The sequence below is a fragment of the Citricoccus nitrophenolicus genome, assembly GCF_047305825.1.
GTDB classification, from domain to species: domain Bacteria; phylum Actinomycetota; class Actinomycetes; order Actinomycetales; family Micrococcaceae; genus Citricoccus; species Citricoccus nitrophenolicus.
Genome location: NZ_CP063070.1, coordinates 2,755,990 through 2,772,754, shown reverse-complemented (window position 1 = coordinate 2,772,754; position 16,765 = coordinate 2,755,990). Strand labels below are relative to the sequence as shown.

Sequence of the window (16,765 nt, the reverse complement as noted above, 5' to 3'; positions counted from 1 at the left end):
GGGAATCATGACCGATTCTTCGCAGCAGCCCTCCGGCCAGCAGACTGAACAGCAGTTCCGCATCGAGCACGACACGATGGGTGAGGTGAAGGTGCCTGCCAGCGCTCTGTACCGCGCCCAGACCCAGCGTGCCGTTCAGAACTTCCCGATCTCCGGCAAGACCCTGGAGCCGGGCCACATCCACGCCCTGGCGCAGGTCAAGAAGGCCGCCGCGAAGGCCAACGCCGAGCTCGGGGTCATCGATGCCGGGCGACGGGACGCGATCGTGGCCGCCGCGGACGAGGTCATCTCCGGGAAGCACGATGCGCAGTACCCGATCGACGTGTTCCAGACCGGCTCCGGCACCTCCTCCAACATGAACACCAACGAGGTCCTCGCCAACCTGGCCACCCAGGCCCTCAAGGCGTCCGGATCGGCGGACGAGGTCCACCCGAACGACCACGTCAACGCGTCCCAGTCCTCCAATGACGTGTTCCCCACCTCGGTGCACATCGCCGTCACCGCGGGTCTGATCAACGAGCTGAAGCCGGCCCTGGAGCACCTCGCGGCCTCCCTGGAGCGCAAGGCCGAGGAGTTCTCCACCGTGGTCAAGTCCGGGCGCACCCACCTGATGGACGCCACCCCGGTGACCCTGGGCCAGGAGTTCGGCGGCTACGCCGCGCAGGTCCGCTACGGGATCGAGCGGATCGAGGCCTCCCTGCCGCGCGTGGCCGAGGTCCCGCTCGGCGGCACCGCCGTGGGCACCGGCATCAACACCCCGGCCGGCTTCTCCGCCCGCGTGATCGAGCTGCTCGCCGAGGAGACCGGCCTGCCCCTGACCGAGGCCCGCAACCACTTCGAGGCGCAGGCCAACCGTGACGGGCTGGTGGAGGCCTCCGGCCAGCTGCGCACCATTGCCTACTCCTTCATGAAGATCAACAATGACCTGCGCTGGATGGGCTCCGGCCCGAACACCGGCCTGGGCGAGATCTTCATCCCGGACCTGCAGCCGGGCTCCTCGATCATGCCGGGCAAGGTCAACCCCGTGATCTCCGAGGCCGTCATCCAGGTGGCCGCCCAGGTGATCGGCAATGACACCACGGTGTCCCTGTCCTCCACCAACGGCGCCTTCGAGCTGAACGTCGGCATCCCGGTGATGGCCGCCAATCTGCTGGAGTCCATCCGCCTGCTGGCCAACTCGGCCCGCGTCATGGCGGACAAGATGATCGACGGCATCGAGGCCAACGTGGAGCGCTGCACCTTCCTGGCCGGCGCCTCCCCCTCGATCGTCACCCCTCTGAACAAGGTCATCGGCTACGAGGCCGCCGCGAAGATCGCCAAGCACTCCGTGGCCCAGAAGATGACCGTCCGCGAGGCCGTGATCGATCTCGGCTACGTGGAGCGCGGAGAGGTCACCGAGGAGCAGCTGGACGCGGCCCTGGACACCATGTCCATGACGCACCCCGCCTGATTCCCGGTCTCGGAGGCCCGGCTCGGGGTCCCTACGCTTCGGCGGGGGCCACGAACCGGGCCTCCGGCGTCTCCGCCAGTCCCCACTGCAGGGCACGGGCGTGCAGCTCCGGCAGGTCGGGCAGGGCGTCGAGGCAGAACCAGCCCACGTCCGTGTTCTCGTCATCATTGACGCGGGCCTCCCCGCTCACGTAGTCCATCACCATCACCACGTCCAGGTACTGCGCCCGGTCCCCGTTCGGATACGTCACCGGGTGGGTGGTCCCGACGCCGGCCAGTCGCCTCGGCGCGCACGTCACGTTGGTCTCCTCCAGGGTCTCCCGCACGGCGGTGGACGCCGGCTCCTCCCCCGGTTCGATGATCCCGGCCGGCAGCGTCCAGCGGCCGTTGTCCACGCGGCGCACGAGCAGGACCTCGCGGCCCGACCCCACCCCGCCGTCGACTCCGCCGCCGTCTGCGGAGCGGCCCCTCAGGACGACGGCCTTGCATCCGGGCAACCACAGGTGATCGGTGCCGACCTTCTCGCGCAGGGACAGGACGAATTCGGGAGTGGGCATGCCACCCACGCTAACCGCTCAGAACAACAGGACCAGCGCGGTCCCGGCCAGCATGGCCGGCCCGAAGGGAAGGTGCGTGGAACCGGTGGCGCGGCGAGAGATGACCAGCGCCAGGGCCACCACTCCCCCGGCCATGAACCCGAGGAGGACGGCCGCCAACAGGTGGTCCCAGCCGAGCCACCCGGCGTAGAGCCCCAGGCCGCCGGCCAGCTTGACGTCCCCCATCCCCATGCCGGTGCGGCTGAGCAGGTGCAGGACCAGCAGGAGCGCCAGGTAGGCCACGCCGCCGCCGAGCATGGACCAGAACCGGGACCATCCGGCGTCGACCACCAGACATCCCAGCCCGAGCGTGAGGGCACCGCCGGCTGCCAGGCCGCCGGTCCACTGATTGGGTAGCCGGTGCTCGCGCAGGTCCGTCACCGTCAACGTCACGGCGCACACCGCGAAGACCAGTAGCCCGGCCATCACGGCGACCAGCAGCAACCAGTTCCCCTCGCGGACCGCTTGGGCCAGGACGGACGGCATGCTCCCAGCCTAGGACGGCTCGGCCGGCAGCAGGGTGTCGATCGCCAGGCTGTGGACATCGTGGCAGCCGGGCCCGCCCAGGCGTCCCGTGCCGTCCGTAGACTGGGGCCATGTCCGATCCCGTCAGGCGTCCCTCCTCCAACAGTCAGATGATCGGCCGGTTGCGCTCCTCCCCGGACTGGGTCCAGCGGGCCCTGCCCGTGCTCGGTCTGGTGCTGCTCATGTGGGTCCTGGAGATCATCGACCTGTTCGCTGGGGGCCGGCTCAATCAGTTCGGGATCCAGCCCCTGGATGCCTCGGGCCTGCCCGGCATCCTCTTCGCCCCGCTGCTGCACTCCGGGTTCGGTCACCTGATCTCCAACACGTTGCCCCTGCTGGTGATGGGAACCATGGTCGCCTGGCTGACCCGTCAATGGTGGGTGATCACCGCCGGGATCTGGCTGCTGGGCGGAGTCGGGACCTGGCTGCTCGGCGGGCTGGGCACCAACCACATCGGCGCCTCGGTGATCGTCTACGGGTACGCCGCTTTCCTGGTGGCCTATGGGATCCTCGCCCGTCGCTTCGCAGCGATTCTGGCCGCCGTGGCGGTGGTGCTGCTCTACGGGGGGATCGTGTGGGGCTTCCTGCCGATGAATCCCCGGATCTCCTGGCAGGGGCACCTCGCCGGTGCGGCGGCGGGTGTACTGGTGGCCTTCGCCGACACGCGGCACGCCAGACGGGACTGGCGCGAGCGCCGCGAGACGCTTGCCGGCGGCCGGGGGTAGGTCTTCCGACCGGGCCACCTGACTGGCCAAAGGTCCTGTCAAGACGAGACAAAAGTCGAATGGTGTGACTTTCCACCAAATGGTAGGCAACATTGCTGTCCCGGAGTATGCTGGGATCGCTTCCATCCGTGCGGCACCGACTCAACACCGTGAACCGTCAGTGGAAGCGAACAGGCTCCATGGCCTCCATCCCGTTTCTAGGGGCCATGGCTGCGGTGGATCATCCCCCGGTCCCCCTCATCCCCCCTCCGCGGGGGTCCGGACGGATTCACCCCCAGGGGCCGTCGCACTCACGTGCGGCGGCCCCTGGATTCTTCTCAGCTACTTCCCCCTCAGATGCTGGCATCCTCCAGCAGTTCCGTCACGAGCGCGGCGATCGGCGAGCGCTCCGAGCGGTTGAGCGTGACATGGCCGAACAGCGGGTGCCCCTTGAGCGTCTCCACCACGGCCGCGATCCCGTCATGCCGGCCCACCCTCAGGTTGTCCCGCTGCGCCACGTCATGGGTCAGGATGATCTTGGAGTTCTGGCCCATGCGGCTCATCACCGTCAGCAGCACGTTCTTCTCCAATGACTGGGCCTCGTCCACGATCACCCAGGAGTCATGCAGGGAGCGGCCACGGATGTGGGTCAGGGGCAGCACCTCGAGCATGCCGCGGTCCACCACCTCGTCCAGCACCTCCGTGGAGACCAGGGCACCGAGGGTGTCATACACCGCCTGGCCCCAGGGGTTCATCTTCTCGTTCTCCGAGCCCGGCAGGTACCCCAGCTCCTGGCCGCCCACGGCGTAGAGGGGGCGGAACACCACCACCTTGCGGTGCTCCTGGCGCTCCATCACGGCCTCCAGGCCGGCGCACAGGGCCAGGGCCGACTTGCCGGTGCCGGCGCGTCCGCCGAGGGAGACGATGCCCACCGAGGGGTCCAGCAGCAGGTCGATGGCCAGCCGCTGTTCGGCCGAGCGGCCGTGCAGTCCGAAGACATCCCGATCGCCGCGCACCACCTGGGTGTTGCCGTGCTTGTCCACGCGGCCGAGCGCCGAGCCACGCGGAGAGGTGATGACCAACCCGGTGTTGACGGGCAGGCCCCCGGTCTCGGCCAGAGCCACCGACTCGTTGTCATAGAGGGCGCTGATCTCCTCCTCGCCGGCCATCACCTCGGCAGTGCCGGACCAACCGGAGTCCTTGACCAGCTCGTTGCGGTACTCATCCGCCTGCAGTCCCATGGCGGACGCCTTCACGCGCATCGGCAGGTCCTTGGAGACCACCGTGACGTCCCGGCCCTCGTCGGCGAAGTTCTTGGCCACGGCGAGGATCCGGGAGTCGTTGTCCGTGTTGCGGATGCCGTAGGGCAGGACGTCCACGGAGATGTGATTGAGCTCCACGCGCAGGGTGCCGCCCTCGGTCCCCAGGGGGATGGTCCGGTCCAGGGAGCCGTGCTCCAGACGCAGCTCGTCCAGCAGTCGCAGTGCCTTGCGGGCGAAGTAGCCCAGGTCCGGATCATCCCGCTTCTTCTCCAACTCGGAGATGACCACGATCGGCAGGATGACCTCGTGCTCCGCGAAACGCAGCAGGGCTCGCGGATCGGACAACAGCACGGAGGTGTCCAGCAGGTAGGACTTCTCGCCGACGCTGATCCGCTCTGCGGGCCGGACCGCTGCGGGGGTGTCAGTGGCCAGGGTTCTCGTCAGGTTCTCCACAGGGACTCCAGACCGGGGCGCACGCCCCGATGATCGAGGGTGGGGTGGGACGGACCGGCCGGGGCCGGAACGGCCCACCATCCTGCTGTCTGGAGTGACGGCATACGGCTTGGCCTTTCCGATCAATCCGCGGGAGGCGGATCCGTGACCAGATGGCCGCGGCCGTTCCCGCCGGTGACTGATATTCCTACCGTAGGACCGCCCGGACGGATTCCAGCGGAAGATGTCGGATGTGACACGGTGAACTTCCAGTGAATCGCAGTGCCGGGGCCCGACGCCGGCCGGTCACCTCTCCGGGGTAGGCGACCGACCGGCGTCGGGACTCTGGCGTCAGGAACCGAAGCGCCGCTGGCGGGAGGAGAAGTCCCGCAGGGCACGGACGAAGTCCACGCGGCGGAAGTCCGGCCAGAGGGCCTCGCAGAAGTAGAACTCGGAGTAGGCGGACTGCCACATCAGGAACCCCGAGAGCCGCTGCTCCCCGGAGGTGCGGATGACCAGGTCCGGGTCAGGCTGGCCGCGGGTGTAGAGGCGGTCGGAGATCTGCTCGTCCGTCAGCTCGCGGGCCACCTCGGCGGCACCGCGCCCCTGATCGTCGGCCTCGATCAGCAGCTCCTTGACGGCGTCCACGATCTCCCGGCGCCCGCCATACCCCACGGCCACGTTCACGTGCAGTCCCACCGCGTCCGCAGTGCGGGCCTCGAGGTCCGCCAGGGTCCCGGCCAGGCCTGCCGGCAGCAGCTCGGAGGCCCCCACGGCCTGGACCCGCACGCGATGACCGTTGGACAGCCCGTCCCCCAGGCGCTTGAGGGTGGTCTCGATGATCCCCACCAGCTGGGCAAGCTCCTCCGGCGGACGGCCCATGTTGTCCGTGGAGAGCATGTACAGCGTGACGACCCGGATGCCGAACTCATCACACCAGCCGAGGAACTCGTGGATCTTCTCCGCCCCGGCCTGGTGCCCGTCAGCGGTGGTGGCGCCGGAGGCCTTGGCCCACCGGCGGTTGCCGTCCAGCACCACGCCGATGTGCCGCGGCAGCTTGTCCCGCTCCAGGCCGGCCGCCAGCCGGCGCTCATAGAAGCTGTAGAGGACGTTCGGTAGGTGCATGTGCGTCCCCTGTCCGGATCCCGGCGTGGCCGTGGCGTGGGGCCGGGATCATTGATGGCATCGTCGTCTCTACGGTAGCGAACTGACCGCGCGCTGAATGGTTACCCACGGGTAACACCGGGGATCCGGCCGTATCCTGTTCCCATGGCATCCACCCCCTCCGACGGCCCCACCCCCGGCGCCGATCCCCAAGCGCAGGCCGGCCCGACGGCCCCAGCCGGTCCGACGGCACCCAGCCGCCGCTGGCGCATGGACCGCGTGCTGGACCCGGACCACCCCGACTTCAAGCCGCGGCTGCGCGGGTGGAGCCACGCCGTGATGGCGCCACTGGCCCTGGCCGCGGGCATCGTGCTGATCGTCCTGGCCCCCACCACCACGCTGACCTGGGCCAGTGCGGTCTACGCCCTGACCGGACTGCTGCTCTTCGCCGTCTCGGCCACCTACCACCTCGTGCAGTGGTCGCCACGGGTGGCGATCGTGCTCAAGCGGCTGGACCACACCAACATCATGCTGGTCATCGCCGGCTCCTACACGCCTTTGGCCCTGTCGATGCTGACCCCGGAGAAGGCGACCGTCCTCCTGGCGGGTGTCTGGATCGGAGCCGTGGCCGGCGTCGCGTTCCGGGTGTTCTGGACCTCCGCCCCACGCTGGCTCTACACCCCCGTGTACGTGCTCCTGGGGTTGGCCGCACTGCTCTACCTGGGTGACTTCTTCGCCGTCAACGCCACCGCCGCCGTGATGGTCTGTGTGGGCGGGGCCTGTTACATCATCGGCGCCGTGTTCTATGCCCTGAAGCGGCCGAACCCCCACCGTGAGTGGTTCGGCTTCCACGAGGTCTTCCACGTCTTCACCATCGGCGGCTTCGTGTGCCACTACATCGCCATCATGGTGGCAGTGCTCCAGACGTAGCCCCGTCCCCCTCGCCTGGGGCGTTGTTGTCCCGGAGTTCACGTGATCGCCGGCCGGTGGTCAAACGGGGACGGCACCGTGGGGGCGTCCCGCCCCTGAACCGGAAGGCCCCCATGCGCACGACCACCAGTACCCTCGGTGCCGTAGCCCTCGCTGCCCTCGTGGCCGTCCCCCTGGCGGCCTCCGCCGCCACCGCGGCGGCTCCGGCCATCCCGTCCCAGGGGCCTGCTCCCTCCGCTGAGCTGGGCACTCCTCTGGCCCAGGCCCACGCGCACAACGACTACGAGCACGACCGCCCTCTCTTGGATGCCCTCGAGCACGGCTTCACCTCGGTGGAGGCCGACGTCTGGCTCGTGGACGGAGAGCTCCGCGTGGCGCACGACTCCTGGGAGCTGGAGGACGCCCCGACCCTTGAGGAGGCCTACCTGGAGCCCCTGTCCGCGCTGGTCTCGCCCAACGGCAAGCAGCTCTACCCCGGCCATCGCGGTGACTTCCAGCTGCTGATCGACATCAAGAGTGAGGGCCCGGAGACCTGGGCGGCCATCGAGGACGAGCTCGAGGAGCACCGCCGGTTCGTGACCCGAGTGCACGACGGAGCGGTCAAGGACCGCGCCGTGGAGGCCGTCATCAGCGGCAACCGCCCCATGCAGCAGATGCAGGAGGCCAAGACCCGCTACTCCTTCGTCGACGGCCGCTCCACAGACCTCGGTTCCGGGATCGGCGCGGAGTTCATGCCCCTGATCAGCGAGAACTGGAACAACCTCTTCACCTGGCAGGGTGTGGGCCCCATGCCCGAGCAGGAACGCGAACGCCTGCATGACTACGTGGAGCAGGCCCACGCGGACGGCCAGCGGGTGCGATTCTGGGCCACCAACGATGTCTCCGGCCCGGCGCGGGAGAACCTCTGGGCCGAACTGCAGGCCGCCGGGGTGGACCACATCAACACGGACGACCTGGCGGGACTCCAGGAGGTCCTGAGCCGCTGACGCTCCCGGGCCGGGGCGTGATGGGGCGTGATTGGATAGGACCATGCCGCCCCCAGGACCCCCAGGACCCCCAAGCCCCGGAGGACCCACCCTCTCGCCGTCCCTTGGCCGCCACCCCACCGGACGGATCGCCGCCGTGCGCGTGGGCGCGGTACGCACCGTGCGGTGGCGAGGCGCCGAGGTGCGCACGGGCGCCTTCAAGGAGCCCGTCGAGGGGCCGGTCGCGCTGGGGGCCACCGGGCTGGCCGGGGACGGACAGGGCGATACGGAGCACCACGGCGGGCCGGACAAGGCCGTGATGTGCTACGCCCGCGGCCACTACGCGGCGTGGCGGGCGGACGGGATCGACCTGCCGGAGGGTGCCCTGTTCGAGAACCTCACGGTGGAGGGGTTGACCGAGGCGGACACCTGTCTGGCGGACGTGTGGCAGGTGGGCGATGCCGTGCTGCAGGTGAGCCAATCAAGGCGCCCCTGCTGGAAGCTGTCCTCCCGCTGGGGCATCCCAGACCTGGCGCGCCGCGTGCAGGCCACGGGGCGCACAGGCTGGTACCTGCGGGTACTGACCCCGGCGCCCCTGGCCGCAGGACAGCGGATGCGCCTCGTGGAACGGATGGCGGGCGCCGTGGACCTGGCTGAGCTCTCCCGCGTCATGACCGTGGACAAGGACGATCTACCCGCCGCCGAGCGGATCCTCGCCTCCCCCGGGGTCCCCGAGTCATGGCGCAGCGCCCTGCAGCGCCGCCTCGAGATGCGGAACCCGGGCCGGGCCGTCAGTGGCGGTGCGGCCGGGGCACACGGCCTCCCTGCTGCGGGGCCGGGCGAGGACGCGGAACGCCTGGGTCCGTGACGGTCCTCACCGCCGGAATACTTCCACCGGAAGACGTTGTTCCCGCCATTGAACTCGCAGCCGCGAAGCATCGATTCGGCGAAGGACCCCATGACCTCCACGGCAGACAACAGCATCCGCAGCATCGGCATCCTCGGCGCGGGCCGGGTCGGGGCGGCACTGGCCCGCCGGTCCGTGGCGGCCGGGTATGACGTGCGAATCGCCACCGCCAGGCCCGCCGCGGAGATCTCCCTGCTGACCGAGATCCTCACGCCCGGCGCCACCGCTGCCAGCGCCGCGGAGCTCGCTGACACGGACCTGACCATCGTGGCGATCCCCCTGCGGAAGTACCGCGAACTGGACCCGTCGCTCTTCGCCGGCCGGGCCGTCGTCGACGTCATGAACTACTGGGCCCCCACGGACGGCACGCAGGCGGACTTCGAGTCCGACCACCGCACCAGCAGCGAGATCATCCAGGGCCATCTCACCGGGTCCCGACTGGTCAAGACCTTCAACCACATCGGCTACCACGAGCTCGAGACCGACCACCGCCCCTCCGGTGCCGTGGACCGCCGCGCGCTCGCCGTGGCCGGTGACCATGATCAGACGCGATGGGCGGTGGCCGGGGTGATCGACCGCCTCGGCTTCGACGCCGTCGACGCCGGCCCACTCGCCGCCGGACGCGCCCTCCAGCCGGGTACGGAGATCTTCAACGGCAGCCATTCCGCGCCCCGGCTCAGCCATCTGTTGGCCGAGGCCTGCGCCCAGGTGGCGGTGTGAGGGACGCGGCGTGACGGACGCGGCGTGAAGGACTCAGTCGCGCCCTGAATCCGGGGATCTGGGTTCCGGGGCCGGGCTGTCCAGGTATCCCGGATACTTCTGCTGCAGGCGGGCCTTCTGCAGGTCCAGGTCCGAGGCAGACCGCGCCTGCGGGTCCCGTTCCTCCCTGCTCTGGAGCTCCTCCTCGGGGAGGTAGCCCTGGTAGCGCTCCACCAGCATGTCCTCGGCGTCCGCCGAACGGTACTGCACGCGGCGGACCGAGCGGACCATCAGGCGGATCACCACGATGGCCATGGCCACCATCAGCGCCGTGAAGAGGAAGCCCTCGATCCCCGGGGTGACGTCGGCCTGATCCAGCCCCGGCCGCAGGGTCGAATCCCCCACGCCCGGCACCGGCTGCTCCGAGGCGCCGGAGCTGGAACTCGGGGCGGCGGAGGGGGACACGGCAAGCGGGGTCAAGGCGATCACGGTAACCCAGTCTACCGGGGAGCCCCGGTGGAACTGCCGTTCACCGCAACCCGGTGAACAGGTCCGTCTCCGGGAGCGTGGTCTCCACGCGCGAGTCGATCAGCACGTAGTCCTCCCACGGCCAGGTCTGCCGCTGCCGGGCGTTCGGGGTGGAGAAGAAGTGGCCCGCCGGGTCGATCTGGGTGCGGTGCGCCCGCAACGCATTGTCCCGGTGCTCAAAGTAGTCGGCCACGTGGATCTGCGTGGTGACCCGGTGGTTGGTGAGCCGGAAGCGGACCGGCGAGGTGGCGCCCTCGGCCTGCCCCGGGGTCCGCTGCCTCCCCTCACGCTCGTCCTGCTCAGCGCGCTCCTGTTCCTCCTGGAGCTTCCGGAACCACTCCAACCGCTCCACGTACGGGGACTCCTCGCCGGCGGACAGGTAGGACTCGTGCAGGGCCTGGTACTTGGCCGGATTGAAGGCACGGTCATAGTAGAGCTTGGAGACCGTCCAAGCCGCGCCAGTCCCGGGGTACCGTTCCGGGTCCCCGGCCGCGCGGTAGGCCTCCACCGTGATCTCGTGTGACTTGATGTGGTCGGGGTGCGGATATCCGCCGATCTCGTCATAGCTGATGAGCACGTGGGGGCGGAACTCACGGATCACCCGGACCAGAGGTGCGGCGGCCTGCTCCAGGGGCAGTGTCCCGAAGCTGCCGAACGGCAGGGGCGGCATCGGGTCACCCTCCGGCAGGCCCGAGTCCATGAAGCCCAGCCACCGGTGCTCGATCCCGAGCGCGGCCCCGGCCTCCTGCATCTCGGTGCGCCGGACCCCGGTGATGTCCCGGTCCAGACGCACCGTGTCCCCGTAGCCGGGGTTGAGCAGGTCTCCGCGTTCACCGCCAGTGCACGTGACCACCATGACCTCGGCACCGGCGGCCTCGTAGGCGGCCATCATGGCGGCGCCCTTCGAGGACTCGTCATCCGGATGGGCATGGACGGCCATCAGGCGCAACCCGACGGAGGCCGGGACGCCCCGGGCCTCGGGGGCCGTGTGGTGTTCCCCAGGATCCAGGGATCCGTAGGTTGACTGCCCCACGGACACTCCGAATTCCGGAGCTCCGGTGCCGTCCGGGGCGTCCTGGCCGCCCGGGTCGGACGGCTCGACGAGATCGTCAGGGGAAGAAGGGCTGTTCACGTGGCCTCGATTGCTATGCGGTCCGGTGGGCGCCGGCGGGATACCATGGGATGAAATGATCTCCACATCCCAGACGTCGGCTGCCCCTGTGCCGAGTGACAGCCTAGCGAACCGGTACGGGCGCCCCCAAAGCACGGGCCCATCGTTCCTGCGGCGCCGCGGAAAGTGGATCGCCGGCATCGCCCTCGTGCTGGCCATCCTCACCACGGGCTGGTTCGCGGCCTCCGCACACAGCCGGGCCCTGGACTGGAAGGACGTGGGATTCACCATCGACTCCCCCACCGAGGCCTCGGTGACCTTCCAATTGACGAAGGATCCTGAGGACACGGTGCAGTGCGCCATCCAGGTGCTCTCCCCGGAGTTCGCGGTGGTGGGCTGGCGCACCGTCACCATCGGCCCCGAGACCCCGGCGGCGGATGCCACCCCCTCGGACCGGACGGTCATGTATGACATCGATCTGCGCACGGACGCCCTCGGCACCAACGGCGGCGTCAACGACTGCTGGTTCGCGGAGGACCGGTAGAGCCAACCCACCGGACCTCCCACGGCTCCGGCAGCCCCGGCAAGACCCAGCAGGACCCGGCCGCCCCGGCAGGTCGAGCCGACCGGGCCGGCGTCGTGACGGGTTGTTACCTGCATCACCGTGGGAATGACGGATCTGAAGCGTTTCCGTTAGAATGGATGTTCAGTACGTTGTCACCCCGCCTGCCGGGAGCCGCCCGCATCATGCCGGGGGCTCCGCTGGCGGGGTTCTTGCATGGTCGCCCCACGGGCCGCACTCCGCGGCACAGCGTCATGCACGGCGGCACCACGGCCCAGAACGGGCCCGCACCACCGTTGACCAGTAGATCGAAGGAGATTTAGCGTCCATGAGCACCACCGACAACGCTCCCTGGCTGACCCAGGAGGCCTACGACCGCCTGAAGCAGGAACTGGATCACATCTCCGGACCGGGGCGCCAGGAGATCATCGACCGCATCGAGCAGGCCCGCGAGGAGGGTGACCTCAAGGAGAACGGCGGATACCACGCCGCCCGTGAGGAGCAGTCCAAGAACGAGGGCCGGATCATCGACCTCAAGCACCTGCTCGAGACCGCCCAGGTGGGCGCCGCCCCAGAGGACAACGGGATCGTGGAGCCCGGCATGGTCGTGGAGGCCAAGATCGCCGGCGACCTGGAGACCTTCCTGTTCGGCAACCGTGAGATCGCCGATGACAAGGACTCCATCACCGTGTACTCCGAGCGCTCCCCGCTCGGCGCGGCCATCCACGGCTCCGCGGTGGGCGACAAGCTCAGCTACGCCGCCCCGAACGGCAAGGACATCACGGTCGAGATCGTCTCCGCCAAGCCCTACAAGCCCTGATCGCGCGGAACGGCCGGCACAGCGCCGGCAACACCTGAACAACAGCGCACGACGGCGGCGCACCGGTCCTCCCGGTGCGCCGCCGTCGTGTTTGGGTGGGCTTGCTAGGTTGAGGGCATGCTCATCGTTGAAGAGATGTACCTGTTGCTCAGCCAGGACAACGCGACCACCGAACGTGCCCGCAAGTTCCGCAGTTACGGTCTCGCGGCCGCGGCCCTTGCCGACCTGAGAGAAGCCGGCTTCATCGCCATCGCCGCAGAGGGCAAGGACCCGAAGGTCACCCTGGTCAAGGCCGGGATGACCGGACAACCCCCGCTGGATGCCATCCTGCCGGCCCTCGACGGACTCTCGGGCAAGGGCCTCTCGAAGCTCGTCTCCAGTTCCAAGCTCAGCCCGGATGCGGCCACCGGCCAGGCGCTCGCGAACCAGGGCGTCTTCCACGAGCAGACGAGCCTCCTGGGCGCGTCCACCTTCACCACCGTCAATCCGGCGCCGGAGATCGCCCTGCGCGAGCGGCTCGGCCAGGTCCTGTCCGGACACCGCGAGGCCACCGAGGCCGAAAGGACCGAACTCGGCCTCCTCAAGGCCCTGAACGTGGCCCATGGCCTGCTGGGTCCCGCCCGCGGAGACATGGACCGGAGCGGGCTCTCCCGCCGCATCGAATCAGTGGCCCAGGGGATCCCGGTGGTGGAGGCCGTACAGCGGATCGTGGACCCGATCACCGCGTCCACCATGACCTTGGCCACCGCATCGGGGTCTGCCGGCGCGGTCTGACGAGCGACCTGATCGCGGTGTTCGAACACCATACGACAGTGCTCGAACGCTCGACGACCCCGCTCCTCCACACCTGACCGATCTCCCCCGGTTGCCCACAGCCTGAGCCTCGCTGCCCTAACGCGTCCGGCTCTCGTGTTCGAATACCAGTACGAACAGATCGACTGGTCGGCCACGGTGGAGTGACCCACGGTGGGCTGGATGGGGACGGGAGGGGCCATGGGAGAGAGTGACGTCGGCAGCACCAGCCTGGCCGAGCTGCCGCTGCCAGAGCTCCTGTCCCGATCACGTGCGCTGGCGGCAGAGCTGTCCTCACGATTGACGGATCCACGTCTGGTCGACCATCTCCCCCGGCTGCGGACCCTGGCTGAGGACCACGATCACCCGGAGGACTGGGGGCTGTATTGCCCGTCGGATGCCCTGGAACCGGTGCACTCTGGCCAGGGAGCCCTGGAGGATCCGGAGGATCTGGAGGATCCGGACGTCGGGGACCACGGAGACGGCCACGGCCGGAACGGCCCGCCGCCAGGGTCCCTGCCCGAGGTACAGGTCGGCGTGGAAGAACTGGCTCGCGTCATCGATGCCGCCCGCACCGCCTTGGCCGGCCACACGGACAGGGTCTTCGAGTCGCACGGGCTCCGGGAGGAACTGCTGGGCATCCCACCCGGCAAATGCGCCTTCAGGAACGGTACGGAGTATCTGCGCGAGCTGTTGCGCATCGGCCGCCGGGAGGCCAAGGCCAGGGTCTCGCGCGCCGCACACACCATGGAGACGCTGACCCTGGACCACACCACCGTGGTGGAGGCCAGCATGCCGGCCCTGGCCGAAGCCGTCCGGCACGCCGAACTCGGCGGCACCGCGGTGGACCTGATCACCACCACGGTGGCCGAGGCCCGGAGGGAGGCCGTCTTGGCCGAGGCACCTCCTAGGGCCGTGGACGAGCTTCTGGCGCGAGGAGAGGAACTGCTCGTCACCCAGGCCCGGGATCTGGATCCGGACACCCTGCGCAAGGTCTGTGAGCACTGGCGGCTGAGGTTCGAGGCCGCGGTGAATCCTGACGGCGCCGAACCCACCGAGGCCCAACTCAACGCCACGCAGGGCCTGTTCTACCGGGGCGAGGCCAAGGGACTGCACCAGTGGCACCTGTGGGCGGACGATGCTCAGCACGAGATGCTCAAGACGGTGGCGTCCGAGGGATCGAGTCCGCGGAGGAACTCCGGCGCCCCTGGGGTCAGCAGCGACGCTGGCGGTCCTGGTATCAGCGGGAACGCCGGCGGACCGGGGGTCAAGGGAGAAAACGGCCCCCGCGGAGCCATGGGAGGGAACAGCGTCGAGGGAACCGAGCCGGATGGCGGCAGCACGAAGGCGTGGAGTCTTCTCGACGACCACGCGGCCACCCTCGACGGCCGGAGCCGGGCACGGCGCGAGCTCGACAGCCTCGTCAGTGCCCTGACCGGCGCCCTCGCGCTGGTGGGAGTCGGCACCGGCACTGGATCTGGCACTGTGTCTGGGACTGGATCTGGCACGTACCGGACTCGCCCCCAGGTCATGACCGTCATCGACTACGAGACGCTGATCGAACGGTTCGGGCAGGATCCGCCGGAGACCGGCATGGACAGGAGGTCATCTGATGGGCCTGCACCACCACGGCTCCGCGCTGGCAGGATCTCCAGCTCGTCCTACGTGGGCGAGATCAACCCGCGGTCCATCCGCCGACTTGCCTGCGAGGCTGACCTGATTCCCGTCGTTCTCGGAGGCAGCGGCGAGGTCCTGGACGTCGGCCGGTCCCGGCGGCTGTTCACTCCCCGGCTCCGGCGTGCCATCACGGCACGAGATGGCGGGTGCACGGCGCCCGGGTGCTCCATCCCAGCCCCCTGGTGCGAGGCCCACCACATCCGTCCCTGGGAGGACAGCGGGCCCACCTCCGTGGACAACGGCACCCTACTGTGTTCGCACCACCACCACGCCGTCCATGCCGGAGCATGGAGCATCTCCGTCCGGCAGGGCATCCCGTGGTTCGTCCCGGCACGGTACCTGGACCCGGCCCGGAGGCCACGCCGCAATCTGTACTGGCGGCCCGGCCTGGCGGCATAGTGGCACTGGCCCGGCGGCAGGGAACCGCTAGTGCTGCACCACCGGCTGGTACCCGGAGGAACGCAGCCGCCCGAGAACCCGCTCGGAATGCTCGGGACCCTTGGTCTCCATGTCGATCGTGATGGAGACGTCCCCCATGCTCAGTGAACCGCCGATCCGGCTGTGGTCCACCCGAGTGACGTTGGCGTCCGTCTCCGAGATGATCCGGGAGATGTTGGACAATTCGCCGGGTCGGTCCCGCAGGGACATCTTCACGGTCAGGTAGCGCCCACCGGCGGCCAGGCCGGACTGGATGACCTTGAGCATCAGCAGGGGGTCCACATTGCCGCCGGAGAGCAGCGCCACGGTGTGCTTGGACTCGATGCCGAGCTCGGCGAGTTTGCCCTCCAGCAGGGCCGCCACGCCCACCACACCGGCGGGCTCCACCACCATCTTGGAACGCTCCAACAGGAAGACCAGGGCGTTGGCGATCGCGTCCTCGGAGACGGTCACCACCCCGTCCACGAGTTCCTTGATGATCTGGAACGGTATCTGCCCCGGCTTGCCCACGGCGATACCGTCCGCGATGGTCGAGACATGGGTCAACGGCACCACCGCGTCCGCGGCCAGAGACGGCGGGTAGGCCGCCGCGTGCTCCGCCTGCACGCCGATGATGTTGATGTGCCGGCCCTGACGGCGGGCCATCTCCTTCACGGCCACGGCCACCCCGGCCAGCAGTCCGCCACCGCCGATCCCCATCACCAGCGTGTCCACCTCTGGGTTCTGCTCGAGGATCTCCAGGCCGATGGTTCCCTGCCCGGCCACCACGTCCGCGTTGTCGAACGGGTGGATGAACACGGAGCCTGACTCCTCCGAGTAGCGCTGGGCCTCCGCGAGGGCCTCATCCACGTTGTTGCCGTAGAGCACCACCTCGGCACCGTGGTCCTTGGTGGCCTGCAGCTTGGGCAGGGCCACCCCCCGCGGCATGAAGATGGTGGCCTGGATCCCCAGCTTGGAGGCCGCCAGGGCCACGCCCTGGGCATGGTTGCCGGCAGAGGCGGCCACCACTCCCCGCGTGCGCTCCTCCGAACTCAGCTTCGCCATCCGGACGTAGGCGCCACGGACCTTGAAGGACCCGGCGCGCTGCAGGTTCTCACACTTGAGGTGCACCACCGATCCCGTGAGGCGGCCCAGTGCCCGGGAGTGGTCCAGGGGGGTGCGGACGATCACGCCGTCCAGCAACCGCCGGGCCTGCTCGATGTCCGTCAGGGTGACGGGAAGATCCGTGCGGTCCGCCGAGGCGCCAGCTGGATCAGCTGCGGGC

General features: G+C 69.3%; 17 protein-coding genes. 10 read left to right on the top strand and 7 right to left on the bottom strand.

What is annotated here, in order from left to right; all coding sequences use genetic code 11:
- Positions 1-7: 7 nt before the first annotated feature.
- Complete coding sequence (locus IMT31_RS12630) at positions 8-1,450, top strand: class II fumarate hydratase (RefSeq protein ID WP_345354619.1); 1,443 nt, start codon at positions 8-10, stop codon at positions 1,448-1,450.
- A gap of 31 nt (positions 1,451-1,481) precedes the next feature.
- Here IMT31_RS12630 and IMT31_RS12625 read toward each other — a convergent pair whose 3' ends face one another.
- Positions 1,482-2,006, bottom strand: a complete 525-nt coding sequence (locus tag IMT31_RS12625; protein ID WP_413543000.1) for an NUDIX hydrolase — start codon at positions 2,004-2,006, stop codon at positions 1,482-1,484.
- A gap of 18 nt (positions 2,007-2,024) precedes the next feature.
- Positions 2,025-2,531 carry an A24 family peptidase gene (locus IMT31_RS12620; RefSeq protein WP_345354615.1) on the bottom strand — a complete coding sequence of 169 codons (507 nt, stop codon included), beginning with the start codon at positions 2,529-2,531 and terminating at the stop codon, positions 2,025-2,027.
- A gap of 110 nt (positions 2,532-2,641) precedes the next feature.
- Between IMT31_RS12620 and IMT31_RS12615 the strand changes: the two genes are divergently transcribed.
- Complete coding sequence (locus tag IMT31_RS12615) at positions 2,642-3,295, top strand: rhomboid family intramembrane serine protease (RefSeq protein WP_413542999.1); 654 nt, start codon at positions 2,642-2,644, stop codon at positions 3,293-3,295.
- A gap of 332 nt (positions 3,296-3,627) precedes the next feature.
- On the opposite strand, the gene IMT31_RS12610 is transcribed toward IMT31_RS12615, so the two are convergent.
- Both IMT31_RS12610 and IMT31_RS12605 read right to left on the bottom strand, forming a co-directional pair.
- Positions 3,628-5,070 (bottom strand): PhoH family protein, encoded by a 1,443-nt coding sequence (locus IMT31_RS12610; protein WP_378109480.1) that lies wholly within the window; start codon positions 5,068-5,070, stop codon positions 3,628-3,630.
- A 249-nt stretch (positions 5,071-5,319) separates the two neighbouring features.
- The gene (locus IMT31_RS12605; protein WP_345354612.1) at positions 5,320-6,093 is read right to left on the bottom strand and encodes an isoprenyl transferase; all 774 of its coding nucleotides are present in this window, start codon (positions 6,091-6,093) and stop codon (positions 5,320-5,322) included.
- Between the two features lie 249 nt (positions 6,094-6,342).
- On the opposite strand from IMT31_RS12605, the gene trhA reads away from it, so the two are divergent.
- The 4 genes from trhA (at position 6,343) to IMT31_RS12585 (ending at position 9,594) form a co-directional block, all read left to right on the top strand.
- Complete coding sequence (gene trhA, locus IMT31_RS12600) at positions 6,343-7,002, top strand: PAQR family membrane homeostasis protein TrhA (protein ID WP_413544422.1); 660 nt, start codon at positions 6,343-6,345, stop codon at positions 7,000-7,002.
- A 113-nt stretch (positions 7,003-7,115) separates the two neighbouring features.
- Positions 7,116-7,988, top strand: a complete 873-nt coding sequence (locus IMT31_RS12595; protein WP_413542998.1) for a phosphatidylinositol-specific phospholipase C/glycerophosphodiester phosphodiesterase family protein — start codon at positions 7,116-7,118, stop codon at positions 7,986-7,988.
- 43 nt (positions 7,989-8,031) lie between these two features.
- Complete coding sequence (locus IMT31_RS12590; RefSeq protein WP_345354609.1) at positions 8,032-8,835, top strand: MOSC domain-containing protein; 804 nt, start codon at positions 8,032-8,034, stop codon at positions 8,833-8,835.
- 90 nt (positions 8,836-8,925) lie between these two features.
- Positions 8,926-9,594, top strand: a complete 669-nt coding sequence (locus tag IMT31_RS12585) for an NADPH-dependent F420 reductase (RefSeq protein WP_413542997.1) — start codon at positions 8,926-8,928, stop codon at positions 9,592-9,594.
- A gap of 33 nt (positions 9,595-9,627) precedes the next feature.
- Here IMT31_RS12585 and IMT31_RS12580 read toward each other — a convergent pair whose 3' ends face one another.
- Positions 9,628-10,062, bottom strand: coding sequence for a hypothetical protein (locus IMT31_RS12580; protein WP_345354605.1), 435 nt, complete (start codon positions 10,060-10,062; stop codon positions 9,628-9,630).
- A 40-nt stretch (positions 10,063-10,102) separates the two neighbouring features.
- Positions 10,103-11,041, bottom strand: a complete 939-nt coding sequence (gene mca, locus IMT31_RS12575) for a mycothiol conjugate amidase Mca (protein ID WP_413544421.1) — start codon at positions 11,039-11,041, stop codon at positions 10,103-10,105.
- A 247-nt stretch (positions 11,042-11,288) separates the two neighbouring features.
- On the opposite strand from mca, the gene IMT31_RS12570 reads away from it, so the two are divergent.
- The 4 genes from IMT31_RS12570 to IMT31_RS12555 all read left to right on the top strand — a co-directional run bounded on the left by IMT31_RS12570 (position 11,289) and on the right by IMT31_RS12555 (position 15,462).
- The gene (locus IMT31_RS12570) at positions 11,289-11,756 is read left to right on the top strand and encodes a DUF4307 domain-containing protein (protein WP_413542996.1); all 468 of its coding nucleotides are present in this window, start codon (positions 11,289-11,291) and stop codon (positions 11,754-11,756) included.
- Positions 11,757-12,102: 346 nt separating this feature from the next.
- Positions 12,103-12,594: a transcription elongation factor GreA gene (greA, locus tag IMT31_RS12565; RefSeq protein WP_345354601.1), complete on the top strand. Its 492-nt coding sequence runs from the start codon at positions 12,103-12,105 to the stop codon at positions 12,592-12,594.
- A gap of 117 nt (positions 12,595-12,711) precedes the next feature.
- Positions 12,712-13,368, top strand: coding sequence for a GPP34 family phosphoprotein (locus IMT31_RS12560; protein ID WP_413542995.1), 657 nt, complete (start codon positions 12,712-12,714; stop codon positions 13,366-13,368).
- Positions 13,369-13,587: 219 nt separating this feature from the next.
- On the top strand, positions 13,588-15,462 hold the full coding sequence (locus IMT31_RS12555; protein WP_413542994.1) for a DUF222 domain-containing protein: 1,875 nt from the start codon (positions 13,588-13,590) through the stop codon (positions 15,460-15,462).
- Positions 15,463-15,489: 27 nt separating this feature from the next.
- Here the strand turns inward: IMT31_RS12555 and ilvA are convergent, their stop codons facing one another.
- Positions 15,490-16,710, bottom strand: coding sequence for a threonine ammonia-lyase (gene ilvA / locus IMT31_RS12550; RefSeq protein ID WP_345354760.1), 1,221 nt, complete (start codon positions 16,708-16,710; stop codon positions 15,490-15,492).
- Between the last annotated feature and the right edge of the window lie 55 nt (positions 16,711-16,765).